At 55.8% G+C, this 26,535-nt stretch carries 30 protein-coding genes and 1 pseudogene; 17 read left to right on the top strand and 14 right to left on the bottom strand.

The annotated features are described in order from the left end of the window. Window positions 1–114: 114 nt before the first annotated feature. The 8 genes and pseudogenes from AACY07_RS16645 to AACY07_RS16610 all read left to right on the top strand — a co-directional run bounded on the left by AACY07_RS16645 (window position 115) and on the right by AACY07_RS16610 (window position 6,110). On the top strand, window positions 115–390 hold the full coding sequence (locus AACY07_RS16645; protein ID WP_339476209.1) for a DUF2798 domain-containing protein: 276 nt from the start codon (window positions 115–117) through the stop codon (window positions 388–390). Between the two features lie 143 nt (window positions 391–533). Further along, window positions 534–1,571, top strand: a complete 1,038-nt coding sequence (locus AACY07_RS16640; RefSeq protein ID WP_339476207.1) for a zinc-dependent alcohol dehydrogenase family protein — start codon at window positions 534–536, stop codon at window positions 1,569–1,571. 251 nt (window positions 1,572–1,822) lie between these two features. Continuing rightward, window positions 1,823–2,137 carry an acid-activated periplasmic chaperone HdeA gene (gene hdeA / locus AACY07_RS16635; protein ID WP_133078054.1) on the top strand — a complete coding sequence of 105 codons (315 nt, stop codon included), beginning with the start codon at window positions 1,823–1,825 and terminating at the stop codon, window positions 2,135–2,137. Between the two features lie 469 nt (window positions 2,138–2,606). Further along, window positions 2,607–2,969: pseudogene (locus tag AACY07_RS16630) on the top strand (Hcp family type VI secretion system effector); the annotation flags it as partial. 107 nt (window positions 2,970–3,076) lie between these two features. Then, window positions 3,077–3,460 (top strand): hypothetical protein, encoded by a 384-nt coding sequence (locus tag AACY07_RS16625; protein WP_339476206.1) that lies wholly within the window; start codon window positions 3,077–3,079, stop codon window positions 3,458–3,460. Window positions 3,461–3,700: 240 nt separating this feature from the next. Beyond that, window positions 3,701–4,492, top strand: coding sequence for a hypothetical protein (locus AACY07_RS16620; RefSeq protein WP_339476204.1), 792 nt, complete (start codon window positions 3,701–3,703; stop codon window positions 4,490–4,492). Window positions 4,493–4,574: 82 nt separating this feature from the next. Next, window positions 4,575–4,946 (top strand): hypothetical protein, encoded by a 372-nt coding sequence (locus tag AACY07_RS16615; RefSeq protein ID WP_339476202.1) that lies wholly within the window; start codon window positions 4,575–4,577, stop codon window positions 4,944–4,946. Between the two features lie 15 nt (window positions 4,947–4,961). Then, window positions 4,962–6,110: a PQQ-dependent sugar dehydrogenase gene (locus AACY07_RS16610; protein ID WP_339476200.1), complete on the top strand. Its 1,149-nt coding sequence runs from the start codon at window positions 4,962–4,964 to the stop codon at window positions 6,108–6,110. Window positions 6,111–6,156: 46 nt separating this feature from the next. On the opposite strand, the gene eco is transcribed toward AACY07_RS16610, so the two are convergent. Then, on the bottom strand, window positions 6,157–6,639 hold the full coding sequence (gene eco / locus AACY07_RS16605) for a serine protease inhibitor ecotin (protein WP_133078057.1): 483 nt from the start codon (window positions 6,637–6,639) through the stop codon (window positions 6,157–6,159). Window positions 6,640–6,834: 195 nt separating this feature from the next. Here eco and pgm point away from each other — a divergent pair, with 195 nt between their 5' ends. Then, complete coding sequence (pgm, locus tag AACY07_RS16600) at window positions 6,835–8,475, top strand: phosphoglucomutase (alpha-D-glucose-1,6-bisphosphate-dependent) (RefSeq protein ID WP_339476197.1); 1,641 nt, start codon at window positions 6,835–6,837, stop codon at window positions 8,473–8,475. A 66-nt stretch (window positions 8,476–8,541) separates the two neighbouring features. Here the strand turns inward: pgm and AACY07_RS16595 are convergent, their stop codons facing one another. The 4 genes from AACY07_RS16595 to AACY07_RS16580 form a co-directional block, all read right to left on the bottom strand. Further along, window positions 8,542–10,413, bottom strand: a complete 1,872-nt coding sequence (locus AACY07_RS16595) for a DUF3857 domain-containing transglutaminase family protein (RefSeq protein ID WP_339476195.1) — start codon at window positions 10,411–10,413, stop codon at window positions 8,542–8,544. A gap of 173 nt (window positions 10,414–10,586) precedes the next feature. Then, on the bottom strand, window positions 10,587–11,060 hold the full coding sequence (locus AACY07_RS16590; protein WP_339476193.1) for a YbaK/EbsC family protein: 474 nt from the start codon (window positions 11,058–11,060) through the stop codon (window positions 10,587–10,589). An 80-nt stretch (window positions 11,061–11,140) separates the two neighbouring features. After that, a complete protein-coding gene (locus AACY07_RS16585; RefSeq protein WP_339476192.1) occupies window positions 11,141–12,151 on the bottom strand; it encodes a zinc-dependent alcohol dehydrogenase family protein in 1,011 nt (336 codons plus the stop codon). A 53-nt stretch (window positions 12,152–12,204) separates the two neighbouring features. Continuing rightward, window positions 12,205–12,501 carry an ArsR/SmtB family transcription factor gene (locus tag AACY07_RS16580; protein ID WP_133078106.1) on the bottom strand — a complete coding sequence of 99 codons (297 nt, stop codon included), beginning with the start codon at window positions 12,499–12,501 and terminating at the stop codon, window positions 12,205–12,207. 320 nt (window positions 12,502–12,821) lie between these two features. Here AACY07_RS16580 and hemB point away from each other — a divergent pair, with 320 nt between their 5' ends. After that, a complete protein-coding gene (hemB, locus tag AACY07_RS16575) occupies window positions 12,822–13,796 on the top strand; it encodes a porphobilinogen synthase (RefSeq protein ID WP_133078062.1) in 975 nt (324 codons plus the stop codon). 71 nt (window positions 13,797–13,867) lie between these two features. Further along, window positions 13,868–14,644, top strand: coding sequence for a 5'/3'-nucleotidase SurE (gene surE, locus AACY07_RS16570; RefSeq protein WP_339476189.1), 777 nt, complete (start codon window positions 13,868–13,870; stop codon window positions 14,642–14,644). Here the strand turns inward: surE and AACY07_RS16565 are convergent. Next, window positions 14,641–15,576: a LysR family transcriptional regulator gene (locus AACY07_RS16565; protein WP_133078064.1), complete on the bottom strand. Its 936-nt coding sequence runs from the start codon at window positions 15,574–15,576 to the stop codon at window positions 14,641–14,643. The genes surE and AACY07_RS16565 overlap by 4 nt on opposite strands. Window positions 15,577–15,915: 339 nt before the next feature. Between AACY07_RS16565 and AACY07_RS16560 the strand changes: the two genes are divergently transcribed. Then, window positions 15,916–17,193, top strand: a complete 1,278-nt coding sequence (locus AACY07_RS16560; RefSeq protein ID WP_339476186.1) for a Wzz/FepE/Etk N-terminal domain-containing protein — start codon at window positions 15,916–15,918, stop codon at window positions 17,191–17,193. Here the strand turns inward: AACY07_RS16560 and modC are convergent. From modC to AACY07_RS16530, 6 genes are all read right to left on the bottom strand, one after another. Continuing rightward, a complete protein-coding gene (modC, locus tag AACY07_RS16555) occupies window positions 17,190–18,275 on the bottom strand; it encodes a molybdenum ABC transporter ATP-binding protein (protein ID WP_339476184.1) in 1,086 nt (361 codons plus the stop codon). The genes AACY07_RS16560 and modC overlap by 4 nt on opposite strands. Window positions 18,276–18,277: 2 nt before the next feature. Beyond that, complete coding sequence (gene modB, locus AACY07_RS16550; protein ID WP_019822781.1) at window positions 18,278–18,958, bottom strand: molybdate ABC transporter permease subunit; 681 nt, start codon at window positions 18,956–18,958, stop codon at window positions 18,278–18,280. Continuing rightward, a complete protein-coding gene (gene modA / locus AACY07_RS16545) occupies window positions 18,959–19,726 on the bottom strand; it encodes a molybdate ABC transporter substrate-binding protein (protein WP_326426907.1) in 768 nt (255 codons plus the stop codon). 142 nt (window positions 19,727–19,868) lie between these two features. After that, window positions 19,869–20,519 (bottom strand): DNA oxidative demethylase AlkB, encoded by a 651-nt coding sequence (gene alkB / locus AACY07_RS16540; RefSeq protein WP_339476182.1) that lies wholly within the window; start codon window positions 20,517–20,519, stop codon window positions 19,869–19,871. Window positions 20,520–20,524: 5 nt separating this feature from the next. Continuing rightward, on the bottom strand, window positions 20,525–20,692 hold the full coding sequence (locus tag AACY07_RS16535) for a hypothetical protein (protein WP_219261862.1): 168 nt from the start codon (window positions 20,690–20,692) through the stop codon (window positions 20,525–20,527). Window positions 20,693–20,710: 18 nt separating this feature from the next. Continuing rightward, window positions 20,711–21,013 carry a DUF1883 domain-containing protein gene (locus AACY07_RS16530; protein ID WP_003445729.1) on the bottom strand — a complete coding sequence of 101 codons (303 nt, stop codon included), beginning with the start codon at window positions 21,011–21,013 and terminating at the stop codon, window positions 20,711–20,713. 208 nt (window positions 21,014–21,221) lie between these two features. Here AACY07_RS16530 and AACY07_RS16525 point away from each other — a divergent pair, with 208 nt between their 5' ends. The 3 genes from AACY07_RS16525 to AACY07_RS16515 all read left to right on the top strand — a co-directional run bounded on the left by AACY07_RS16525 (window position 21,222) and on the right by AACY07_RS16515 (window position 23,336). Further along, window positions 21,222–21,575, top strand: coding sequence for a hypothetical protein (locus tag AACY07_RS16525; protein ID WP_339476180.1), 354 nt, complete (start codon window positions 21,222–21,224; stop codon window positions 21,573–21,575). Between the two features lie 184 nt (window positions 21,576–21,759). Then, window positions 21,760–22,413 (top strand): c-type cytochrome, encoded by a 654-nt coding sequence (locus AACY07_RS16520; RefSeq protein ID WP_133078069.1) that lies wholly within the window; start codon window positions 21,760–21,762, stop codon window positions 22,411–22,413. Beyond that, complete coding sequence (locus tag AACY07_RS16515; RefSeq protein WP_133078070.1) at window positions 22,410–23,336, top strand: c-type cytochrome; 927 nt, start codon at window positions 22,410–22,412, stop codon at window positions 23,334–23,336. The genes AACY07_RS16520 and AACY07_RS16515 overlap by 4 nt, the downstream gene beginning before the upstream one ends. Before the next feature lie 59 nt (window positions 23,337–23,395). On the opposite strand, the gene AACY07_RS16510 is transcribed toward AACY07_RS16515, so the two are convergent. Together AACY07_RS16510 and AACY07_RS16505 are read right to left on the bottom strand one after the other, a co-directional pair. Further along, the gene (locus AACY07_RS16510) at window positions 23,396–23,677 is read right to left on the bottom strand and encodes a hypothetical protein (protein WP_133078071.1); all 282 of its coding nucleotides are present in this window, start codon (window positions 23,675–23,677) and stop codon (window positions 23,396–23,398) included. Between the two features lie 27 nt (window positions 23,678–23,704). Continuing rightward, complete coding sequence (locus tag AACY07_RS16505) at window positions 23,705–23,893, bottom strand: hypothetical protein (protein WP_339476178.1); 189 nt, start codon at window positions 23,891–23,893, stop codon at window positions 23,705–23,707. Window positions 23,894–24,119: 226 nt separating this feature from the next. Between AACY07_RS16505 and galU the strand changes: the two genes are divergently transcribed. Continuing rightward, window positions 24,120–24,959, top strand: a complete 840-nt coding sequence (galU, locus tag AACY07_RS16500; protein WP_095029362.1) for a UTP--glucose-1-phosphate uridylyltransferase GalU — start codon at window positions 24,120–24,122, stop codon at window positions 24,957–24,959. Window positions 24,960–25,094: 135 nt separating this feature from the next. Continuing rightward, complete coding sequence (gene gorA / locus AACY07_RS16495; RefSeq protein WP_133078073.1) at window positions 25,095–26,453, top strand: glutathione-disulfide reductase; 1,359 nt, start codon at window positions 25,095–25,097, stop codon at window positions 26,451–26,453. The last annotated feature ends 82 nt before the right edge of the window (window positions 26,454–26,535 follow it).

The following is a 26,535-nucleotide window of genomic DNA, read 5'->3' as shown; positions in this document are numbered from 1 at the left end:
AAGTCTATTCGTAAGTTTTTATTTATAAAGTAACTGTCGATAGGCGTCTAGTTGCCGGTTTTTGATCTTGTTAAGGTGCATGACTCCTGAAAATGAAGCTGGATAAGGTCCCGTATGACATCAAAAGTATCTGCTGAAACCCCGGTTTCGAAACGTCTGAAGCTCTCTGTACGGGCTACGCCCTACGTTTTCGCGTTTTACATGTCGACGATCATGGCCTTCCTGATGTCGCTGGTGATTACGGCGGCGAACGCCGGTATTGAGCACGATTATCTAAGCAATGTGCTGCATGCCTATCAACTGGCAATGCCTGTCGCGTTCCTGTGCATTCTGGTGGTGCGGCCGATTGTGGTGAGGCTGGTGTCTTTCACGGTTCATCCGCACCGTTAGTCCAAAAAGGCTTTTTATGACCTGCGGCAAGGGCGCTGTCGAAAAAGGCTGCTTAACTGCATCAATGATTTTAGGGACTGCCACTCGGGGTCCACCTGAGTGGCAGTGCTGATTATTTTTTGATCAGGTAAAGGATGGCCATCATGAAAGCGCTCACTTATCTGGGGCCTGGCAAAAAAGCCTGGGCCGATATCCCCCAACCGGTCATCGACAAACCGACCGACGCCATTGTTCGAATCCTGCACACCACCATCTGCGGCACTGACCTGCACATTCTCAAGGGCGATGTGCCTGAAGTCACCGAAGGGACCGTCTTGGGTCATGAAGGAGTGGGAGTGGTCGAAGCGGTCGGCTCTGCCATCCGCAACTTCAAGCCCGGTGATCATGTGCTGATTTCCTGCATCACCTCCTGTGGCAGCTGTGCAAACTGCCGGCGTCAGATGTACTCCCATTGCGCCGATGGCGGCTGGATCCTGGGGCACACCATTGATGGGACCCAAGCCGAATATGTGCGCATCCCCCATGCCGACAACAGCCTCTATCCGGTTCCGGCAGGTGCGGATGAGGAGGCGTTGGTGATGCTGAGCGACATCTTGCCAACCGGGTTCGAAATTGGCGTGCTTGCCGGCAAGGTCAAGCCGGGTGACAGCGTGGTCATCGTCGGTGCAGGACCGGTGGGCATGGCGGCGCTGCTGACGGCGCAGTTCTATTCTCCGGCCCAGTTGATCATGGTGGATGGCGACACCAATCGACTTGAGGTTGCACAGCGCTTTGGCGCGACGGATGTGATCGACATCACGACCCAAAACGCAGTTGAGCGCATTTTCGAGCTGACCCACGGGGTCGGTGTGGATGTCGCGATCGAAGCAGTGGGTATTCCTGCCTCCTTCGATACCTGCCAATCGGTGATCGCACCGGGGGGCAGCATTGCGAACGTGGGTGTCCATGGAAAAAGCGTTGAGCTGCACCTGGAAAAACTCTGGATCCAGAACGTCACCATCTCGACCGGGCTGGTTAACACCAATACCACCCCCATGCTGATGAAAACCGTGCAGTCCGGGAAAATCGATGCCGGGAAGTTGATTACTCACCGCTTTGCGCTGTCTGACATTCTCCAGGCGTATGAGGTGTTCGGGAACGCGGCAAAAGAGAAGGCAATGAAGGTCATTCTTTCTCAGTAGTGCACGTTAAAACAGCGTCGATTATATCGGGGCTGTTTTAACGGCTCGGTACATGAATGGCGGATTTATAGACTGGCCGCTGCTCGCGTTAGTGTGCCTCTTGTTTGTTCGGTTAACTAGAGCTCAAGGGGTGAAGTGATGTTTTAAAGAGGATGATTTTGCTGTTGTTTTTGACAGAAACATCATTCGATACTATGTTTTTTGCGGCACACCACATGTTATTGAATCTTTGACAATAGGGATATTTGCATATGAAGAAGCACATTCTGTTAATGGGCGCTGTGGGTCTGGCTGCACTGTCTACCCTGGCTCAGGCCGAAACCAAACAGCCCGTCGCAAAATGGACGTGCGCGGATTTCCTGGCAGTGGATGAAAGCTTCCAGCCGACCGCAGTCGGCCTGGGTGAAGCCATCAACAAGAAGGGCAAAGTTGAAGATGCGGTGCTGGACGTGGACGGTATCGCAAAAATCACGCCTCTGGTCGTGACTGCCTGTAAGGAAACCCCAAAAGAATCATTCGTATCCAAGCTCAAGGCTGAGTGGGACAAAGTCAAAAAAGACGTGTAACCCGCGACTGGCCTGTACTTCGCAAGAGTACAGGCTACTTCTCTGTACGCTGGCCCCGTCAGTGGCCCAAAATACCCTCACCCTTGACGTGTTGTTTTTCTTCAGCGATGGAAGAGAGCAAAGCGCCCCATTTGACACTTCTAAATTTCATGGCTGTTGAGCCAAATATCAAAGTGACAGCCGCAAACCATTATGTGCATTAAGTTGCGCACTTATTCCCGATTTATTAACTGGAAATCCCTTTAGGGCAGGCCGCATGTGGACTGCAGTCTTGCGCGCAACTTCTTGCGCAACTTGTTACGCACTTTTGCAGGTTTTTGCTAGGTGAAAGCTTTTTTTGGCTGTGTAATTAGATTAACTAATTGTTAAATATGTGTATTTTAAAAGTGGCATGAACCTTGATGCTTAAAACAGGCGTTGACCGGTTGTTCGGTCTTCCAACTGCTTTTTTTCAGCAAGGAGCATCACCATGGCTACACCCGCTTACATGCCCATAACCGGCACCAAGCAAGGTTTGATCGCCGGTGGCAATACCTACCAGGAAAGTCACGAAGACCAAGTCATTGTCCAAAGGTTTCAACACGAAGTGATCATCCCGCGTGATCCGCAGTCCGGCCAGCCGACCGGTCAACGTATGCACAAGCCAGTGGTTATTACCAAGGTGTTCGACAAGTCCTCGCCACTACTGCTAGCTGCCCTGACCTCGGGCGAGCGTTTGACCCCAACCGAAGTCCAGTGGTATCGCACCTGTGCTGCTGGCACCCGTGAGCATTACTACGCCGCCAAGTTCGAAGACGCGTTCATCGCCGATATCAAAGACTGTCGTACCCCGATCGCTGGCTGAACTTGAGCAATCTGCCTCGCCTCGCGCCGGTCGCTGCCATGCCACGTGCATGCATGGCCAAGCAGTTCATTAACAAGTGTTTTTTAAGGATCAAAATGAGCTCGTCCATTACACATATTCTTGGCTTGAAAGTTCACTGCAATGCATGTGAAAAAGAATTTCCCATCGACAAGGAACAGCAGGCGCTACTGCATGTAAACCAGCCAACTGTGTGCTTGGGATGTCAGAAGGAATTGATGATATCGGCTGAAGAAAAGCAGCGCCTTCTAAGTTTTGGTAACCCGCTCAAATACATGATGCTGGCCAGTATGATCAGTGGATTGATGGCAGTGGTTTTGTTTGGAGGTTACATTCTAGGCTTCCTGAAATCCGAGGCGTTAGTGCCGGTGGCTGGAGTGGTCGTGCTCGGCAGTAACCTGATCTTGGGCCAGAAGATTAAGAGCGCTTCCAAGTCTCTGATCGTCAATCTGGACCCATAATGCGCTCCGATGGCCGTGTCTTCAGTCCATTGATACTTGAGTTTTCCGCCAGGTTAATCTTCATTCAACGGTCAGTTCTGTTCCTGTAGATCTATCGACCCACACTAAGGTGGGTCTTTAGTGGAGTGAGTGTTTATAGAACGCCCTGCCTAGCGCAGGGCGTCAGGCCCTAGCTTGGAACTCAACAGACTACAGAAATTGGTTTTGCGGGCACGCGCAGATTAATTCTGGTTGTTGAAAATGCTTGACAAGATCTTTGCGCGGACACGCTCCCCTAATACCTGGATGCCAGCCAGCACTTCAGGCCGACACGACCTCTCAAAAAAATCATCGCTCAATGCATATTGTTTTGTGCTTGATTGTTTTTGGCCGGTGTATTTTCAGGTCAATGGCTTAAAACATCCCCGCCTTTGTGAATTTCCTTCGCTGTTACCCCTCTACATGAAGACAGGCCTGCCTTGCTGGTCAGAAGGGCGTAGTAGACTACGCTGGTTTTATTTTTATCTGTCGGGGGATCCTATGTTAATCAGGTCATTAGCCGAGCTCGATCGTATACGTGACGAGTGCCGGTCCATGGTCACCAAGCGCTCGGCAGTTTCTGCAGGTGCGGCTGCAATCCCGATACCCGGGCTCGATATCGGTACCGATGTCGCATTGCTGGTTGAAATGCTGCCGGCTATCAACAGCAAATTCGGCTTGACCCCCCACCAGATCGAGCAGATGGACTCACGGTCCAAGCGCCTGATTGTGGTAGCGGTCACCGGGATTGGCAGTGAGGTGATCGGCAAATTCATCAGCCGAACGCTGGTCATGTCTCTGGTGCGCAAGATGGGCGCAAAAGTGGCAACCAAATCAGTGATTCGCTTTGTCCCGTTTGTAGGGCAGGCGGTGGCGGCAACCATCAGTTTTGGCGTGATGAAACTGGTCGGCAATGGCCATATCGAGGATTGCTATCAAGTGTGCCGCGAGGCCCTTCTGGCGCAGGCGAGGGAGTCAACCGTGATCGAAATTGGCCCTGAAACAGATGCCTGACACGTTTTGTTATCTTTGAAACCGAACCTGTGACGTGCACGACCCTCAAAGCTACACGGTCGTGCAAAAAGCGGAGGACGTGATGAACGGTGTCAGATCCAGTCTGTTGTTTCTATTGATGGGCGGCGTACTTGCCTTCCAGGCACAGGCACAAACGTTTTCGAACCCTGTGGCCCGCCCAACAATTGCGGCCCATGCTGGGCTAATGGCGCAAAACACCTTGCCAGCCAACACGCCGCCAGCCAACAACGTCATCCGCCGCATCAATCCAAACAGCCGGCAAGGCACGGGGGCGTCCGTGTCAGGCGCAACAGGTCCCTCTACAGCTCCCACGCTGCGAACCCCTTCAATCGAGAACGGCAAGATCGGTAATGGTTATCCACGTAGCCAGACACCGCCAACGACCGTCAAGCCCACCGCGCCGTCGTTGCAGCCCAGAGACAAACCTCAATAGAACAAGGAATAGCTAATGTTGAGAAAAACCTTGCTGGCCACTGTGTGCGCCGCTTCGCTACTCAATATTGCGTTCACGGCCCATGCCGATGCGCAGAAGACGTTTACTTCCGAGTCTGGAACTGTCACCGCAACCCCGGTCGTCGAGGGGCTTGATCATCCTTGGGCATTGGCTTTTCTGCCCGATAAACAGGGCATGCTGGTCACCGAGCGGCCGGGAAATCTTCGCGTCGTGAGCCCGGATGGCAAATTGTCTGCACCGGTTTCCGGTGTCCCGCAGGTGTGGGCCAAAGGGCAGGGCGGCTTGCTCGATGTGGTGCTGTCGCCCAGTTTTGCAGAAGATCGCCTGGTGTATTTGTCTTACGCAGAAGGCGGTGAAGACGGTAAAGCAGGAACCACCGTCGGCCGCGGGCGCTTATCGGAGGATTTGACCCGTTTGAGCAACTTTGAAGTGATCTTCCGCCAGGAGCCAAAACTTTCTACCGGTAATCACTTTGGCTCGCGCCTGGTGTTCGACCGGGACGGCTATCTGTTTATAGCCCTCGGGGAAAACAACCAGCGTCCGACATCCCAGGACCTGGACAAACTGCAGGGCAAAATTGCGCGCATTTTTCCTGACGGGCGCGTTCCCAACGACAACCCTTTTGTCGGCAACAAGGACGTGAGGCCAGAAATCTGGTCGTACGGCCATCGTAACCAGCAAGGCGCCGCCCTCAATCCCTGGACTGGCACCCTGTGGACTCACGAGCACGGACCAAAAGGGGGGGACGAAATCAACCTGATCGAGCGTGGTAAAAACTATGGCTGGCCGCTGGCTACCCACGGGATTGACTACTCGTCGAAACCTATCTCCGAAGCACAGGGCAAAACCGTCGAAGGTACTGTGGGGCCCCATCATGTCTGGGAGAAATCCCCCGGCATTAGCGGTATGGCCTTCTACGATTCAGACCGTTTCAAGCCCTGGCAGCACAATCTGTTTATTGGCGCACTTGCAGACAAAGACCTGATCCGGCTGCAGCTGAGAGATGGCAAGGTGGTGCATGAAGAGCGGCTGCTGGGAGATCTGAAGGCACGTATCCGCGACGTTCGCCAAGGTCCGGACGGCTATGTGTATGTACTGACCGACGAGGATGATGGGGTGCTGTATCGGGTAGGGTTGCAATAACACTCAATCAAGGCGGGAGCGGGCAAGCCCGCTCCCGCAATGACACTTATTCGCTCACGGCCTGCTTGATCTGCTTGGACGCAGACCAGATCCGGTAACGCACTTCGATGTCCTTGGGGACGTAGACCACGATGGGCAGTTTGCTGTTGTAGCGCAGCATGAAGCCATCACCGACCACCGGAACAAACTCGGGATGTGCCTTGCCTTCGGGGCAGGCCATCATCGTGCTCATGGGGCCGGTGACCTTGTTCAGGCGATACATCGGATAGCCCCAGCCCTTGAGGGTTTTTTCTTCCAGCTTGCCGCCCAGGCGCTGCTGGTTGCAGTCGACCTGTAATGTCTTGCCCGCAATGATCTGAACCTTGTAGTCGTCTTCATTTTTCTGTTTTGGCAGATTAATGACCTGGCGGCTAAAGCCCGGTTCGGCTTTAGGGTAGGGGGCGACGTCTTCCAGTTTGGCTGCGTTGGCCACACTGCACAGCGTACTCAGGGAGAGTAATACGGCTGCGCTGATCACCAGTGGTTTCATGGTGCTTTCCTTAATTCAGAGCTGAAATGTACATCCAGGAGAGTTAAACAAGGTGTCTGGATCAAGCTCAGACAACCAATAGTGCATTAAAGTGCAAAACAGACCCCTTGGTGTGGATAGATTACTTCGCGCCAATGTCGAACTGCCAGTAAACTGCCTTTTTTCCTCCGAATCATTAATTTCCCGAGGTTTTGCATGACACTCAGTCCTCTTGCGGGCAAACCGGCCCCGGCTCAATTGCTGGTCGACATACCGCGACTGGTGACCGCTTATTACACCGGTCAACCCGATGCATCGATCGCCACCCAGCGTGTCGCCTTTGGTACATCCGGACACCGTGGCAGTTCGTTCGAGCTGAGCTTCAATGAGTGGCATGTATTGGCCATTAGCCAGGCCATATGCCTCTACCGTCAGATGAAGGGCATCAATGGTCCGTTGTTTGTCGGTATCGACACTCACGCGCTGTCGACTCCAGCGGGCGCCAGTGCCCTGGAAGTGTTTGCAGCCAATGGCGTCGAAACCATGATCGCCGCTGACGATGAGTACACGCCGACTCCGGCCATTTCTCACGCAATCATCTGCTACAACCGTGGCCGCACCACTGGCCTGGCAGATGGCGTAGTGATTACCCCGTCGCACAACCCGCCAGAAAGCGGTGGTTTCAAGTACAACCCGCCTAACGGTGGCCCGGCCGATACCGATGTCACCAAATGGATTGAAGCCAAGGCCAACGAACTGCTCGCGGCCAGATTGGCCGGGGTCAAGCGCATCAGTTACGAGCAGGCGCTCAAAGCCAGCACGACGCATCGCCATGACTACCTGAACACCTATGTTGCCGATCTGAAAAACGTGATCGACATGGACATCCTTCGTGGCGCCAACTTGCGCCTGGGCGTTGATCCCCTGGGTGGCGCAGGTGTGCACTACTGGTCCGCGATCGGCGAACACTACGGCTTGAATCTGGAAGTGGTGAACACCACAGTCGATCCGACTTTCCGCTTCATGTGCGTGGACTGGGATGGCCGGATCCGCATGGACCCGTCCTCCAGCTATGCCATGCAAGGTCTGATCGGGCTTAAAGAACGTTTCGACGTGGCCTTTGCCTGTGACCCGGATCACGACCGTCACGGCATTGTCACGCCATCAGGCGGTCTGTTGGCGCCGAACAACTACCTGGCGGTGTCCATCGACTACCTGTTCCAGAATCGCCCGCAATGGCGCGCTGATGCTGCGGTGGGCAAGACCGTGGTCAGCAGTGGCCTGATTGACCGCGTAGCTGCACGCCTGGATCGCCGCTTGTATGAAGTGCCGGTGGGCTTCAAGTGGTTTGCCGATGGCCTGTTCGAAGGCTCGCTGGGCTTTGGCGGCGAAGAAAGTGCCGGTGCCTCGTTCTTGCGCCTGGACGGCAGCGTCTGGTCCACCGACAAGGATGGCCTGATTCCGTCGCTATTGGCCGCAGAGATGACGGCTCGTACAGGTCGCGATCCGTCCCAGCTGTACCAGAAAATGACCGAAGACCTCGGTCTTCCGTTCTCGACCCGGGTCGATGCCAAGGCAACCCCGCAGCAAAAAGCGCTGCTGGGAAAATTGTCACCTGATCAAGTCAAATCCACGCGCCTTGCCGGTGAAGACATTACCCGGATCCTCAGCCATGCCCCGGGCAACAATCAGGCCATCGGCGGGCTCAAGGTCATGACCGAAAACGGCTGGTTCGCTGCACGTCCTTCGGGCACTGAAGACATCTACAAAATCTACGCCGAGAGCTTTATCGGCGACGATCACCTGAACCTTCTGGTTGAGGAAGCTCAAGTGCTGGTAGACACCGCCATCGCGTAACACCCGCAAAAAAAAGCCTGGCCCCGCAATGGGGCCAGGCTGCTTGAAGGACCAGGCTGGCAGGTATCAGCCTCTGGTACTGAGTTGCACCACTTGTTGCATGTTTTCGTTGCAGGCACGGGCCTGCTGGAGCATGGCTTCGAACGGCGCGCTCATGATCTCGTCATGACTCAACCAGCTGTGTTTTTGCGTGATGGAGTACTGGTAGCGGTATTTATCCTTGCTGCGTTTGCTGCTCAGTTCCATATCAAACCACGGTGAGTTCACCTTGCAGGACTTGATTTCCTTGCCGACCTTGGCGCCCGAAAGGGTGATGTCGTAGGTCAGTTTCTCTGGATCGGCCATGTACAAGTCAGCCAGTTGCCCGGTGCGGCGATAGTTCATCAAGCTGTCCCAGCGCTCGCTCATGAATGCCGGCTTGTAGATCTGCTGCCCGGACAGGTTCTCCAGTGCACGAAGGTTGGTCAGGGTGGCGTGTACCGTGTAACGCTCGGGCACCACAAAGCCGGTTTTATCCCGACTGATCTTGCAGTCAGTGATCTCTTTGCCAAAGTGGTTGCACAGGTTCAGGTCGGTAGCACTGACCCCCGAATCAGTGTCGGCGTAGTTGAGTTGCATCAGCGTCATCTGCCCCATTTCGACTTCAGCGGTGGTGCGAGCCTGGCCATCGCGATTGAAGTGCTCAAACTTCTTCACGTCCATGCTCAGGCTCGGTTGCTCTTCAGGGATGTGATCCTGGCGCACCTTGCCATCGGCATCGATGACCAGCGCCCAGCGATTCTGGATGTCAGGCATGCTACGGCCCGGCAAGAACACGGGGTTGGTCGGATCAAGCCACCAGACCTGTCCATCGACTTCAGCCCGCACGATGGCGTGATTGGCTGAACTGGTACCAGGCAACAACAGGCCCAGCGGGTTGGTGCCCCGGCTGACCCAGGCTGTTTGGGCGGTGATGCCGCTGGCTTTCAACATGGCGGTTAGCAGTACCGAAAGATCCTTGCAGTCGCCGTAGCCACGGTCTTCGATCTCGCCCAGGGTGAACGGCACGTAACCGCGATCAGTGGCGCGCCAGTCGCCCATATAGCGGTATTGATCATGGATGTATTGCATCAGCCCGGATACTTGTTGGGCGGGGGGTAGACCCTTGAGCCCTGAAACGGTCTTGGCTGCGCTCACAGGCAGCCCGGCAGTCACGATTTCGTTGTAGCGTTTGGCGAGGTTGCCAAAGTGATCCTGTACCTGGCTGGAGCTGCCGATTTCAACCCGGGGCATCTGGCGGATGTAGGCGTTGCCGGCTTCATTGATGTAATTCACGAAAAGAGGTCTTTTCTGCTCGATCACGAGGGTCTTGTTGTCGGCAGACGGGGTGAACGTGAAGTCTTCCATCATCTCGCTGCGCCACACAATCGGCCGCTCGGCGGTAAACGTGCTTTTAAAGCCATCCGAGCGGGCAGGGGACGGGCCAAACGTCATGAGGTAATGGAAGTGGTCCATCAGCGGCTTGCCCACCGTATGCTCGCGTACGGTGTAGGTAAGCTCGGTGCCAATGCGCAGGTTCGGGAAGGCAATCGAGGTCTGGCTGGCCCGCAGGAAACCTTTGTCCGGGTTAGGCGCCATGCGCGTGTCGATTTGCGATTGAGCCAGGGCCACCGGCTTGGCGCCGGGTTGTGTGGATTGAGCGTTGATGATCTCCAGTTGATCCGTTTCAGGGAAACTGAAGTCGATACGTGACAGCATCTCTCGGCCATTGTTGGTGAGGATGGTGTAACGGTAGGTCGTGGTGCAATCGGTGCTGGTGTCTTTGTTGAAATGGCAGGTTCTTTGCGTTTCGCCCGCCAGGGCAGCCTCTGACTCTGGTTGCAATGCAGCGAAAGCCGGCAGGCTGACGATCCCCAATGTTGCGCAAATCAATGATTTGCTGAAAGTAAAGCGGTGCATGAGCGCCTCAGGTTATTCCCTTAAAACAGCACCCTGCGACGTTTTAATGTTTTTGAAATGGCGTTGGAGGGTGCTGCGCGAGTAGCGGATGATAATCGATCGCAACTGTATTTTCTACATTGTCGAACAATTAACATCGCTGAAAGGCCCGCGCTAGAGCATTGCACCTGTGTTTAAGCGGCAGGGAGAGGCTGGCAGACGTCAACCCACTGCGCGTTGACCAGGTCGGCCATGCGCGACGGGCAAATCTTTACGGCAGTGTGAGTGGCCCCGGCCGCGGGCATGACTTCGGTAAAACTTTGAAGGGAAATATCGCAGTAAACGGGCAATTCAGTCGCCAGCCCGAAAGGGCAGACGCCCCCCACAGGGTGGCTGGTGAGTGCGACGACCGTTTCGGCGTCCAGCATTTTGGCTTTGCTGCCCAGGGCGTCTTTTAATTTCTTGTTGTCGATGCGTGCATCACCCCGTGCCACCAGCAAAACATTGCGTTCGCCGACTCGAAAGGCCAGGGTTTTAGCAATTTGACCGGGCTCAACGCCATGGGCTTCGGCAGCCAGTGCGACCGTCGCCGTGCTCGTGGCCAATTCGATGATGTGCAGATCAGGGGCGTTGGCGTGAAAAAAGGCGCGTACGGATTCAAGGCTCATCGGGCTAGGCTCTTTGGGCAAAAGCCTGAATCTAGAGAAGCCGATGGCGCACTGTCAATGCGCCACCGGCGATGGGGCGGTTAAATATCCAGAATGATCTTGCCGAAATGCTGGTTGGTTTCCTGGTACTTGAACGCCTCGACCATATCGGTCAGAGGGAAGTGACGATCAATCACCGGGCGCATGCCGTTGGCATTGATTGCACGAACCATGTCTTGCTGCTGGCTGCGGCTGCCGACGAGTACGCCTTGCAGGCGAACTTGCTTGATCAGCATCGGTACAAAGTTCATCGCGCCGCTGACACCGCTGAGGATGCCAATGATCGAGATATGCCCGCCAACCCGGATGGCGATCATCGACTGCTCAAGGGTCGCAGGGCCGCCGACTTCAATGATGTGGTCGACACCGCGGCCACCGGTCAGGGCCAGGGCTGTCTCGCCCCAGAGCGGGTCTTTGCGGTAGTTGATGACATGGTCTGCGCCCATGGCTTTCAGGCGCTCCAGTTTCTCGTCGCTGGAGGAGGTGGCGATCACCGTGGCACCGGCCATTTTGGCGAATTGCAGGGCGAAAATCGAAACGCCACCCGTGCCTTGAATCAGCACCGTGTCACCCGGCTTGAGGGAGTCATCGGCCATCAACGCGCGCCACGCTGTCAGGCCTGCGGTGGTCAGGGTCGACGCCTCGGCGTGGCTCCAGCCGGTGGGTGCCAGGGTGAACGATGTGGCTTTGGCGGTCACTTGCTCGCGGGCATAGCCGTCGATGCCATCGCCGGGTACGGTAACGAAACCTTCAACCAGCGGGGTGCCGGCGATCCATTCCGGGAAAAAGGTACTGACCACCGAATCGCCGACCTTGAAGTCGCTGACATCCGCGCCCACCGCAATCACTTCACCTGCACCATCGGCCATGGGAATGCGCTTTTCGCTGGGTCCCCACATACCGCTTACTACTGCAAAATCATGATAGTTCAATGAGTTGGCGCGTAAACCTACAGTTATTTCACCACTGGCCGGCACACTGACTTCGCTGCTGCCAACGACTACATTGTGATAACCGCCGCCAGGTAGGACGAAGAGGGTTTTAGTACTCATGGGATTTCCTCATGTTTTTACATTGCGCGAAATAACGAAATGTATGGGTAAAATTACAACTCGATTTTCAGCCTAGCTGCAAAGTCATCGATCGCCTGTTCATTGCGTCGATAGTACGTCCACTTGCCAATGCGCGTAGTCAGGACAAAACCTGCACGTTGCAAAATGGCCAGGTGCGCTGACGCCGTAGAAGGGGACAGCCCGGCCTTGTGCTGCAAATGGGTCACGCACACGCCAATCGCGGGATCACCGTGATCCTGAGGCGGGAAATTGCGGAGCGGGTCTTTGAGCCACTCCATCATTTGCATGCGAGTGTCATTACCCAGGGCTTTGAGTTGTTCAAGAATCATGGGGGGCGATATTACGCTTTTTTCCGAAATGTTCAACCGGCGGTAATGCCATCGCGAGCAACCCCGGCTCCCACAGGTCCGTGCTGTTCACTAATGCTCAACCTGACAGGGCAACTGTGGGAGCGGGCTTGCTCGCGATGCAGGCAATGGGGTTTACCTGAAGCACCGCTGTAATTAGGCTCCGTTCCCCAGTAAACACACCCCGCGACAACCGGCCGCACGTAGGGCGGATGTTTTGCAATTGCGGGATCAATCCTGTATTTGTTCCGCCATTGAGCCAAGGCTCGTCTGTTTTTTGAATCTGCCCATCAGGAACCATGATGCCTAACCAGTTCCCCGCCGTTCGTCCGCGCCGCCTGCGCCGCTCCCAGACCCTTCGCGACATGTTCCAGGAAACCGAATTCAGCCTGAACGACCTGGTGCTGCCGATTTTCGTCGAAGAAGAGATCGACGACTTCGTGCCCATCACCAGCATGCCTGGCGTAATGCGTATTCCTGAGTCGAAACTGGCCGGTGAAATCGAGCGTTATGCCCGTGCGGGCATCAAGTCGGTGATGCTGTTCGGTGTGTCTCACCATCTGGATGCCACCGGCAGCGATGCAATGCGTGAAGACGGGCTGGTGTCGCGCATGGTGCGCATCAGCAAGGATGCTGCGCCGGACATGATCGTCATGAGTGACACCTGCTTCTGCGAGTACACCTCCCATGGTCATTGCGGCGTGATGCACGACCATGGTGTCGACAATGACGCGACTCTGATCAACCTCGGTAAACAAGCTGTAGCGGCTGCCGCTGCCGGCGCGGACTTTATCTCGCCATCGGCCGCAATGGACGGCCAGGTTCAGGCTATCCGCAGCGCTCTGGATGGTGCCGGTTTTATCGATACCTCGATCATGGCGTACTCCACCAAGTTCGCCTCGGCACTCTACGGCCCGTTCCGTGAGGCGGGCGGGAGCGCCCTTACCGGCGATCGCAAGTCGTACCAGATGAACCCGATGAACCGCCGTGAAGCGATTCGCGAGTCCCTGCTGGACGAACAAGAGGGCGCAGACGTGCTGATGGTCAAGCCTGCCGGTGCTTACCTGGACATCATTCGCGATATCCGCCAGGCCTCGCATCTGCCTTTGGCGGCGTATCAGGTCAGCGGTGAGTACGCGATGATCAAGTTCGGCGCCCAGGCGGGTGCCATCGACGAAGCACGTGTGGTGCGCGAAAGCCTGGGTTCGATCAAGCGCGCCGGTGCCGACATGATCCTGACTTACTTTGCAATGGATCTGGCCTTGCAGGGGATCTAAGCTGCAGGCGGCAAGTCGGGAGTCGATCGCGTTGCCCAGGCTTGCCGCCAACCCACAAAAGGAATTTACCCATGCCAGACGCTCGACTCGAACGAATCCTGATCACCAACGACGACGGCATCGACGCTCCGGGCCTTGCAGTGCTGGAGGAAGTGGCCCGCGAGTTGGCGGACGAAGTCTGGGTGGTCGCACCGGATCATGACCAAAGCGGTATTTCCACGGCCATCAGCATTCATCACCCGTTGCGCGTGACAAAACGCGGTGAACGACGCTTTTCGGTATCCGGGACACCTGCGGACTGTGTCGCAATGGCCTTGCAGCAGTTGATGGACAAACCACCGAAGCTGTTGCTCTCAGGTATCAACAAAGGCGCCAATCTGGGGGTTGAAACGCTGTTTTCCGGCACCGTTGGGGCCGCGATGACCGGTTTGCTGATGGGGGTTCCGTCCATAGCCTTGAGCCAGTACTTCACCCGTCGCAGTTTTGTACGCTGGGACACCGCTCGCGCCTTGGCCCCTGGTGTGATCCGCCAGTTGCTGGGCAAGGGCTGGGAGCAATCGGCGTGCCTGAACATCAATTTCCCGGACGTTCCGGCGGATGAAGCCGGGCCGATACAAATCACTCGCCAGGGTGCCGGTCGCATGGATGGGGTGGACGCGATAGAGCGCACCGATTTTCGTGAGGCCAAGTATTACTGGCTAAGTATCACTCGCCATCAGCACCCCGAAGCGGTTGACACTGAGACTCAGGTCGTGACGCAGGGCGGGATTTCCGTCACGCCGCTGGAGTTTGATCGCACCGCCATTTCCCTGCGTGAGCAACTGCGTACAGCGCTTCAATCGATTTAAGCCCAGTGCTCCGGGTCATCGACGATGGCCTGGTGCCCTTCAAGCACTTTCGGTATTTCCTGCTTGAGAAACTCGACCCAGGTTTTGACCTTGGCATCCAGAAACCGCCGGGAAGGGTAGAGCGCGTAGATGCTTTTTTCGTGCAGCCGATACTGCGGCAGCAGGCGTACCAAAGAACCGCGCTGATAAGAACTGACGGCCACGTAGTCGGGAAGCAGGCACACGCCAAGCCCGGCCTCGGCCGCTTGTGCCATTGCCTCGGCGACGTTCACCTGGAAGATGTTGCCGGGGCGGATCACTTGCTCGCCCTCAGCATCGCGAAAGGTCCAGCTGTCGGTAAACAGGGGGTCAACCAGGTGCAGGCAGCGGTGCTCGTGCAGATCGTCCGGGGTTTTCGGAACTTCCCGTCCCTTCAGGTAGGAAGGCGCGGCACTGATGACACTGAAGATACTGCCCAGGGGTTGGCCGATCAGCTCCGAGTCCGGCAAGTTGGCAGACAGCGTAATCACAACGTCATGGCCTTCTTCGAGCAAGTCCGGTTGGCGCTGGGACAGCGTCAGGTCGACATTGACCTGCGGATAGAGCTCTGTGTAGCGGGCCACCAGCGGTGCCAGCAGCTGGATGCCAAGCCCTGTGGTGGATTGCACCCGTAAATGCCCGCGGGGTATCAGGTGCGCCCCAGCCGCTTCGGCATTGGCGTCTTCGATTTCCCCCAGGATCATTCGGCAGCGCTCCAGGTAGCGTGCCCCTACCTCGGTCAGTGCCAGGCGTCGGGTGCTGCGCTGCAACAGCCGGGCTTGCAGCGAAGACTCCAGTTCAGACAGCAACCGCGAGGTTTGCGCAGTGGAATATCCCAGTACCTGCGCCGCAGCGGTGAAGCTGCCCGTTTCGACGACGCGCACGAACACGCGCATTGCCTGAAAAATATCCATCTTGATTCTTACCCCACACGTAAGCGTGCTTTTTTGTGGCGGCAATAATTACACAGACCACGCGGGTGTGCCTTCGTGAAGTGGGCATTTCGTTATAGCGGGTAAGGATATGCTGCTACTTTCTTTATTCTTTGTAGGCATACGCTTACAAAAATGTAGGAATAGTCTTAAATTTCACAAAGTTGTAGGAAATTACTTTGCGCTTCGTCGTTTTTATCGTTCTATGAGCACTCATTTACAATGAGTTCGGATTTTTCCTTGAGATAATCTGTAAGGCTCGGACCTTTTCCTGTTGTAGGTGCGCACCTTGCAATAACTAGACTTATAAGGTGCATTTATTTGAACGTCCGTCAAGATCCGCAACTCAAAAATATTCATGCTGAGATAGATTTTTTTGATTTGCTCCACTCTTTTTGGCAGCAAAAAAAGTTAATCGGTGCGACTACGGTACTAGTTGGAGTAATAGCCTTTGGCTATGTGTCATTTGCGCAACAGGTCTACCAGACCAGCAGTTTATTGCGTCCTGCAGCCATTAATGAGCTCGACGCCCTTAACCGCTCGGAGGTCTACACACTCCCTGCTGCAGACGCTTTGCTGAAAGTTGGCGCGGCGCTCGAGTCCTATGAAAACCGACATAATTATTTCATGGCCCACCAGGACTTGTTCAAGCCGCTGGAAAAAAAAGGGGAAACCCTTGAGCAGAGTTTTGAAATATTTAACCGTGATGCAATTACGTTGACCCGTCCTGACCCCAGCCGGGCTAATGCACTGAACTCCTTTATAAAGTTGGAGCTTAATTACCCGGAAAATCTCAATGGCGTTGAGATTCTTAATGGTTTTATTGAATACGCGATCAATAATCAGCGAGATCAAATCAGTGCCGATCTAAAAGTCATCATTAATAACCGACTCAGCGAGCTGGACACAAAAATCAATTCTGCTCGCTCAAGCTATCTTCTTGAAAAAGAAGGGAAAGTTGCTTATTTAGTTGAGTCGGACAAGCTGCAGCGGGCAACGTTAGGGGATGAATTGAGAGCCTTGCGCATGCAGCTCAAAATAGAGCGAGATGGGCGCATCAATCAGCTTGATGAAGCGATTTCTATCGCCAAATCACTGGGGATCAAACATCCGACCACGCCTGCGGCGATGGCTGATGCAGCACAAGGCTCGTCTTCCAGACTGGTACGCACTGAAATCACGTCCCAAGGCATCCCGCAGTACTTCATGGGCTTCCAAGCCCTTGAGGCCGAGCGTGCAGTGTTACTCAAGCGCACAACGGACGATTTTACGGATAAGCGCGTTTCGCAGATCCGTAAAAAAATGCAATTGCTTGAGGTCAACCGCCAGGTCGAAATGCTCGGTAAACGCTCAAATGAAGACGTGTTTCTCAAGGATATTGAGCCGTTACGGGCCGAAGCCTACCGCCTTGGCAATCTGCGCACAGACATGAGCAATCTTGGTCTGGTGAGTGTTGACCGCAAGGCACAGGCGCCGCTTGATCCGATCAAGCCCAAAAAGGGTCTGATAGTCGCACTGGGTGTGATTATGGGCCTGATGCTTGGCCTTATGATTGCGACCGTTCGCTGCTTCATGAATCACCGGCGGCAAATGAATTAGGCCAATACCGCCACCGCCTTGATCTGCGCCCAAAGCGTCTGCCCAACACACAGCCCGAGCTGGTCCCGCGAATAACGGGTTATCCGTGCCAGCAAGGCTGTACCGCCGGCATCAAGGCGTACCAGGACATGGGCCTGATTGTCAGCAGGGGTTTCGCCCACGACAGTCACACGCAGGCTGTTGAGGATGCTGCTGTGCTCGCCAGGGCTCAGGCTCAGGCTGATGTCCCGTGCCTGGACCTTGACGCGTAACGTCTGGCCGATGGCCATTGAGGCATGGGCAACTCTCAACAGCTCGGTGCTGCCGGGCAATTGCAGGGTCAGCAGTTGATAGGGGTGGTTGTAATCACAGACCTTGCCTTCAATCACTACTCCAGCGTCATCCCCCCGGGCGAGGGGCAGATCCAGCCTGGCCAGGGTTTCGCCAATCGGGCCGCTGGCAAGTACCTTGCCCTCACTGAGCAGCACAATGTGGTCCGCCAGGCGCGCAACTTCATCCTGGGAGTGGCTGACGTACAGCACCGGGATATCCAGTTCGGCGTGCAAACGCTCCAGATAGGGCATGATTTCACCCTTGCGCTGGCTGTCCAGCGCGGCCAGGGGCTCGTCCATCAGCAGCAGCCTTGGACTTGTCAGCAGCGCCCGGGCGATGCCCACCCGTTGACGTTCACCTCCTGACAGATTGTTCGGTGCGCGCTCCAGCAGGTGGCTGATTCCCAGCAACTGCGTGGCGTGAGCCATATCAACCCGTTGATCCTTGAGCGCAATGCGGCGCAAACCGAACTCCAGGTTGGCCCGCACAGAGAGATGGGGAAACAGGCTTGCTTCTTGAAAGATATATCCCAGCGCCCGCTTGTGCACCGGGACGAAGAAACCTGCCTGGCTGTCTTGCCAGACTTCATCGTTGATCTGCACATAGGCGTTGCTGGCACGCTCAAGCCCGGCAATACAGCGCAGGCAGGTGGTTTTGCCCGAGCCAGAATGACCATAGAGTGCGGTCACACCCTTGCCCGGCAGTTGCAGGTCCAGGTCCAGGGCAAAGCCGGGGTAGCTGTGCTGCAGCCGAAGGTTGATCGAGGACATGCTCAGCTCCAGCCGGTTTGAGATTTGCGGCTTGAATACAGCGCCAGTAGCACCAGGAAAGAAAACACCACCATTGCGCCCGCCAGCCAGTGTGCCTGAGCGTATTCCAGCGCCTCGACGTGGTCGTAAATCTGCACCGAGACCACCCGGGTTTTTTCCGGGATGTTGCCGCCAATCATCAGCACCACACCAAACTCACCGACGGTATGGGCAAAGCCCAAAATCGCGGCGGTGATAAAGCCGGGTCTGGCCAGGGGCAAGATAACGGTGAAAAAGGTATCCCACCGATTTGCCCTCAGGGTGGCAGCCACTTCAAGCGGCCTGGGGCCAATGGCCGTGAATGCGTTCTGCAAAGGCTGTACGACAAAAGGCATGGAGTAAATCACCGAGCCAATCACCAGCCCGGCAAAACTGAAGGTCAGGGTGCCGAGCCCCAGGAATTGGGTGAATTGCCCGATGTAGCCGTGGGGCCCCATCGTCAGCAGCAGGTAAAAGCCAATGACGGTGGGCGGCAACACCAGAGGCAGTGCCACGATCGCCCCAATGGGGCCACGCAACCGTGACCGGGTATGCGCCAGCCACAGTGCGATGGGAGTGCCGACAATCAGCAAGATAACAGTGGTCAATGACGCCAGTTGCAGGGTCAGCCAGATCGCAGCAAAGTCAGCACTCGTGAGCGGCATTTAGAGATGGTAACCGTAGGATTGGATGATGGCAGTGGCTTTGGGACTTTTCAGGTAGTCCGCCAGGGCCTTGGCGGCAGGGTTGTTCTCGCCTTTTTTGAGGATAACGGCATCCTGCCGGATCGGGTCATGCATCACCTCGGGGACTATCCAGGCAGAGCCGCTGCTGACTTTGCCGTCTTTGTAGATCTGCGACAAGGCTACAAAACCCAGTTCGGCATTACCCGTGGAAACAAACTGATAGGCCTGGGTGATGTTCTGGCCTTCAACGATCTTGGTTTTGACTTTATCCGTCAGCCCTAACTTGGCCAGTACCTGAGTGGCTGCCAGCCCGTAGGGCGCAGCCTTCGGGTTGGCGATGGACAAGTGTTTGAACTGATTGGCCAACAATGCTTTGTCAGTGCCATCAATGTAACCCTCTTTGGCGGACCACAGCGCCAGGGTGCCAATCGCATAGGTAAAGCGCGAGCCGGGGACGATATCGCCTTCTTTTTCAAGCTTCTCTGGCGTGGTGTCATCGGCGGCTAAAAACACTTCGAATGGCGCACCATTTTTGATCTGGGTATAGAACTGACCGGTGGCGCCGTAGGCTGCAATCAATGTGTGCCCGGTGTCTTTCTCAAAATCCCTGGCAATGGCCTGGATCGGCGCCGTGAAATTGGCGGCCACTGCAACCTGCACCTCATCCGCCTGGACAGAGGTGAATGCAAGGCACCCGATCAATGCTGCTAGCGCTGTGGGAATAAAGGGGCGGGCACGAACATTCATGACAAAACTCCATTAGAGACGGGGGCAGCCCATGGTTATCAAATTGTTTTGGGCGCAGGAAAGATATCCGCTATATAAAAATATATACAGCGCTTTATAAGGTCCTGCGGCACGGGGAGGGCTGCGGGGTCTGAAAAGCGGCTTAGCCAGCCTGGCGCAGGGTGATATTGATCCGCTGTTCACCCAATAACGAATGGTGTCCGGGTTTGATGGGCATCACGCCGTGAAAGCGCAATCGATCGACACCCCCCCACACCATGATGTCGCCATGGAACAGAGAAATACGTTGGCTCGGGTCGCTTCGCTCAAATCCGCCGAACTGAAAAATCGCTGGCAGCCCCAAGGAAATCGACACGATGGGCGCACTGAACGAGCGCTCGTTCTTGTCCTGATGCAGCGACATCCTGGCGCCCGGGGCATAGGCGTTGATAAGGCAGGCATCGGGTACGAAACCCTCGAAACCTGCAGTCTTGGCTGCAGCCTCGGCCAGTGCCAGGAAGACACCCGGCATGTCCGGCCAAGGACAGGCGTTCAGGGGGTCGACAGGGCTGTAGCGGTAACCATCGCGATCAGTCGTCCAGCCCAAATCACCGCAACTGCTCAAACGGGCGGACATGGTAAAGCCGCCAGGTGTCTGCATCTGGCGCAAGGGTGATTGGAGCAGGACTGAATCGATGGCCGTCAGCAGCTCTTTGATTGCGGGCAGGGCAAACCCGCGAAGCACAAACGCCTGGGCGCTGATGCGCTCGACACGGGCGGGCTGTTGCAGGTCCTGCTCGGCAAACAAGTCCATGGACTTTAGAGCGCCTTGCTTGCCTTGATATCGGTGATGACATCGTCGGCATCGCTGTGGATCTTCTCAAGTGCTTCGCGGGCTTCAGTTTCCGAGCCAGTCTGAAGCTGGGCAAACTCGAAGCGGCGTTCGCCATTGAGTTTGTACTTGATGACGTACTTGGTGGTTTGCACGGTATTTCCTGCCTTGGTTTAGCGAAGTTTGGAGCTGGAGCGACGCACGATTTTAATGGTCGGCTGGAAGCTCGGCTTGCGAGTGACGCTGATTGCCCGGCTGGTGACGGTGTCAATGGTGATGTTCCAGAAACCGGTGCTTGGTGCAGTGATTCTGGCCGGAAAATCTTTGAACGCGCCGCCGTGGTAGGAGTGGCGCCCACCGTTCTTGAAGCTGCGAAAGTGCGCATCGCTCATCAGGCGGATGTTGCAAGGTTGGGAGCACTCGATGACAACAATGTCATCCTCGTTGAGGTGCTCACGCTGGTGAATAAATTTCATTTGGGCTCCAGAATGGGAATCTGCTTAAAAATCAGCACGATAGCATGTGCTTTAGTCCAGTCAGGGGGCTAAAGCCGAGTATTATGCCGTGATGCAGGTGAGTTTGACGTAAAACGTGGATAATCCGCCACTATTGAGTATTTATTCACTATGCCCAGGGAGAAATCCTGAATTTCTGCTGTCGTAGGGTCTTTAACGGAGAATGTATATGAAGTGGGGCGTACTAGCGGTGGTGCTGGCTTTGGGTGGTTGTGCATCCGTCACGGATATTGAACAGACTCTTCCCACCATGAGTGTGATTTCTGGCAAGAAGCCGGATGCTTACGCTCAATGCCTGGTGCAGCAACTGTCCAAGACGCGCAGGGCACCACAGATAGAACCGCACAAGGAAGGGTTTCGAATCATCGTCCCGCAAAAGCTGACGTCTAATCCTACAGCGGTCATTGATATCGAAGAACGCTCCGGTGGTAGCAGCATCAAGGTCTACGAAAGCATGTCGAATGTGCCGGTTCGACCGGGCGACATCCGCAAGGCCGCTACACACTGTATTTCAGGCGAGTGAGCGGGCGTTTCAGCCAGCGCTCCACAGCCCCCCGAACCTGACAACTGCCTTGCGCGGTGTCAGGTTTTTTTTCGCCTCGCGTTCGGATCAGGCTCAATTCAATCTTGTGAGGGGCAGGGAAGTCTCCTAGGCTCTATGTGCTTATATTTTGTAGGCCTAAGCTTATAACAATAATGGAGTGGCCATGATTCCACTTAAACCAACGCTTCTTGGCAGCCTGATGTTGCTCGTCTTCACCCACGTTCAGGCGGCGCAGCCGTCCCCAAACATCTACCTGCAAGGTGGAGCCCAGCCGGGCGCTACCGCCTGCGTGGCATGCCACGGGGCAGATGGCATGGGGCTTGCGCCAGCCGGTTTTCCGCGATTAGCGGGAATTTCTGCCGATTACCTGAGCAAGCAGTTGCACGACTTTCAAAGCGGCAAACGGGTCAGCCCCGTGATGCAACCGCTGGCCAAGGCGCTGACCGACCAGGAAATAACCGCTGTCACCACTGCCATCGCGGCGATGCCAGCGCCTGAAGTGCCTGCCATCAACCGCAGCAGCATGCCCACGTCCCTGGGCGAAAAACTGGCCCTGCGCGGCGCCTGGGATCGGCAGATCCCTGAGTGTGTCAGTTGTCATGGGCCTGGCGGGGTGGGGGTGGGGAGCGCGTTCCCGCCATTGGCCAATCAACCTGCGATGTACCTGACGGCGCAGTTGAATGCGTGGCGAGAGGGCACCCGGCACAATGATCCCAATGACTTGATGGGCCATATCGCCAAGGCCATGACCGAGGATGAAATCAAGGCGGTGTCCGAGTATTTCGCCAATGTGGGTCACAAGGAGGTTTCCCCATGAAAATGCTGACGCCAGTGTGTGCCATTTCGATCTTCCTGAGCTCCGGGGCTTATGCCGCGACCATTGCGATGGAAGACCAGTCCCAGATTCAGACACCCGCCACAGCCGATCAGGCTACGGTCTATTTTCAACCGCCACTGCAAAGTGAATTGCCGGACAACGCCTACGGCAAAATGGTCCTGGACGGCTACGCCCTGTTTGTCGACACCAAACGCCAGGCGCCGCAATTTGTGGGCAACGGGCTTAACTGCACCAATTGCCACCTGGACCAGGGCCGCATGGCCAATTCGGCACCACTCTGGGGCGCTTACCCCATGTACCCGGCGTACCGAAAGAAGAACGACAAGGTCAACACCTTTGCCGAGCGCTTGCAGGGGTGTTTTCAATTCAGCATGAACGGGGGCACGCCTCCAGCGGCCGACAGTAGAGAGATCACTGCGCTGTCGACCTATGCCTACTGGCTTTCGACCAAGGCTCCTACGGGGGTTGAGTTGCCAGGCCGCGGTTACCCGGACGTACCCGAGCCTGAAGGGGGGTACAACCTGACGCGCGGTGCGGCGGTGTACAAGGATCAGTGTGCCATTTGCCACGGTGACAGCGGGCAAGGGCAGAAATCGGGAGGGGACTACGTAATGCCGCCGCTATGGGGCAAAGATTCATACAACTGGGGGGCGGGCATGCACCGGATCAATACCGCTGCCTCGTTCATCAAACACAATATGCCGCTGGGCAAGGCCAACAGCTTGAGTGACCAACAAGCCTGGGATGTGGCGGCGTATGTAAACACCCACGAACGGCCGCAGGATCCGCGGTTGGTTGAAGGGTCAGTGGAAAAAACCCGGGTCAAGTTTCACGCCAATGACGGCGTCAATGCTTATGGCCAAACCATTAATGGGGTGTTGATCGGTCAAGGCGTCAAGTAATCCCTGAATGCCGCTAAAGCCACGGGCTTTAGCGGCATCAGCCGACGCTTGCCGGCAAGCTATTTGCAAGCCACCACGATATTTCGGCTGTTGAAATTACCGACGTCGACGCCCAGTGTCTTGTCGCGCTCTTTGACTGCAGGCGAGCCATCAGTGCCAATGATGGTATAGCCGGTGCCGGCACAAGAGGCTTCCGCTTTCTCGTAGCACTTGGCCCACGACATGGCTTCGCCAGAGCAGTCTATGCTCAACCCTTGCTTGCCGTCGGCCAGGTAGGTATTGGACGCTGTGGCACAACCGCCCAATGTAACCAGTACGAGTAATGTCAGAATGTTTTTCATCGAGGTAGTGTTATCACGTCAGTAGGATTAGTTTGATTTGTTGCGTCGGCGAGCAGGAGGGGCAGGCTGGTCCTGGAAAACCGAGGCAACCTCAGTGGCAACCTGTTGCGAGTCAAATGGACCTGCAACGTTTTCACCGGATGCATTAAACACGCACCACTCGCCCTTTTCGTTGGGCTTGATTTCATAACCGTTGACGCTGATTGTTGCGGACATCGAAGAACTGCCTGATTGCCTGGATTAATGGCCTGATGATAGCGCAAGCGCAACTCGGGTGTTGCTAAACACGACCGACCAACACTCAAATTCAAAGGCAAAGGAACTAACGCTCAAAATATTTATCTAGGTTGGCATCAGTTTGCTATCGAGAGGCATTGTAACGTCGATGCCGCCTGATTAGACTGCGCCAAAATTGGAACGTACAGCCCTTTAAAGGACTCATATGATCAAGAAATGCTTGTTCCCAGCAGCCGGTTACGGCACTCGCTTTTTGCCAGCGACAAAGGCCATGCCTAAAGAAATGCTGCCGGTGGTGAACAAGCCACTGATCCAGTACGGGGTTGAAGAAGCACTGGACGCTGGCTTGACTGAAATTTCCATCGTAACGGGCCGTGGCAAGCGCGCTCTGGAAGACCACTTTGACATCAGCTACGAGCTGGAAAACCAGATCAAGGGCACTGACAAAGAAAAGTACCTGGTGGGTATCCGTCGTCTGCTGAGCGAGTGTTCGTTCTCTTACACTCGTCAAACCGAAATGAAAGGCCTGGGTCACGCGATTCTGACCGGCCGCCCACTGATCGGCGACGAACCCTTTGCCGTAGTACTGGCGGACGACTTGTGCGTCAACCTGGAAGGCGACGGCGTCCTGACGCAGATGGTCAAGCTGTACAACCAGTACCGCTGCACCATCATCGCCATCCAGGAAGTTGATCCGGCAGAGACCAACAAGTACGGCGTGATCGCTGGCGACCTGATTGGTGATGACCTGTACCGTGTGCGCAACATGGTTGAAAAACCGGCACCTGAAGATGCGCCGTCGAACCTGGCGATCATCGGTCGTTACATCCTGACCCCGGACATCTTCGATCTGATCAAACAGACCGAGCCAGGCAAAGGCGGTGAAATCCAGATCACCGACGCCCTGATGAAACAGGCGCAAAACGGTTGCGTGATCGCGTACAAATTCAAAGGCCAACGCTTTGACTGCGGCGGCGCTGAAGGCTACATCGAAGCAACCAACTTCTGCTTCGAAAACTTCTACAAAACCGGCAAGGCTTACTAATTAGCGCCGAGTTGTAGAGAGCTTCAAGAGAAAGCCACCCTCGGGTGGCTTTTTCGTTTTTTTGCCTTCGGCAAGCTGCGGCGCTGGTCAATCGCGCCGAAGTGATTATGCTGATGGCCTGCCTGGGAGATAGAAATGGCCTACGAATTTGATCTGTTTGTGATTGGTGCGGGTTCTGGCGGTGTACGCGCTGCCCGTTTTGCTGCAGGTTTCGGCGCGAAAGTAGCCGTAGCCGAAAGCCGCTATTTGGGCGGGACCTGCGTCAACGTGGGGTGCGTACCTAAAAAGCTGCTGGTTTACGGTGCGCATTTTGCTGAAGATTTTGAACAGGCTTCAGGTTTTGGCTGGAGCCTGGGAGAGGCGAACTTTGATTGGGCGACCCTGATCGCCAACAAGGATCGCGAAATCCATCGCCTGAACGGCATTTACCGCAACCTGCTGGTGAACAGCGGCGTCACCTTGATGGAAGGTCACGCCAAACTGACCGGGCCGAACGAAGTTGAAGTCAACGGTCAGCGCCACACCGCCAAACATATTCTGATCGCCACCGGTGGCTGGCCGCAGATCCCCGAAATCCCGGGCCATGAGCACGCGATCAGCTCCAACGAAGCGTTCTTTCTCAAAGAGTTGCCCAAGCGCGTACTGGTCGTGGGCGGGGGGTATATCGCCGTTGAGTTCGCGGGGATTTTCCACGGCCTGGGGGCCAAAACCTCCTTGCTGTATCGCGGTGAAATGTTCCTGCGCGGTTTTGACGGTGCGGTGCGCAAGCATTTGCACGAAGAGCTGACCAAGCGCGGGATGGATGTTCAGTTCAACGCCGATATCGAGCGTATCGACAAGCAGCCTGACGGCAGCCTCAAGGCCACGCTCAAAGACGGTCGTGAGCTGGTCGCCGATTGTATTTTCTACGCCACGGGCCGTCGTCCGATGCTCGATAACCTGGGCCTGGAGAACACCGGGGTCAAACTCGACAAGCGCGGCTTCGTTGAAGTGGACGATCTGTACCAGAGTGGCGAACCGTCGATTCTGGCTATCGGAGATGTGATCGGTCGCGTGCAGCTGACCCCGGTGGCACTCGCTGAAGGCATGGCCGTGGCACGTCGCCTGTTCAAGCCTGAGCAATATCGCCCGGTGGATTACCAAATGATCCCGACAGCGGTGTTCAGCCTGCCCAACATCGGCACAGTGGGCCTGAGCGAAGAGCAGGCGGTTGAAGCCGGGCACAAGGTGCAGATTTTCGAGAGCAGCTTCCGGCCCATGAAACTGACCCTGACCGAATGCCAGGAACGTACGCTGATGAAGCTGGTGGTCGATGCCGACACCGACAAGGTGCTGGGTTGCCACATGGTTGGCCCGGAGGCGGGAGAGATCGTGCAGGGACTGGCGATTGCCTTGAAGGCGGGGGCGACCAAACAGCACTTTGACGAAACCATCGGGGTACACCCGACGGCCGCCGAAGAGTTTGTGACCATGCGTACACCGGTTAAACGCTAAATCCCCTGGCAAGCGCGGGTAGTCGCTGCCGAGGCACGAGAGCTGCGAGCCTTTATCGATTCAAAGCTCGCAGCTCTCGTGC

This window comes from Pseudomonas sp. RL_5y_Pfl2_69, assembly GCF_963970465.1.
Classification (GTDB): domain Bacteria; phylum Pseudomonadota; class Gammaproteobacteria; order Pseudomonadales; family Pseudomonadaceae; genus Aquipseudomonas.
This window is presented reverse-complemented; position numbering and strand designations above follow the sequence as displayed.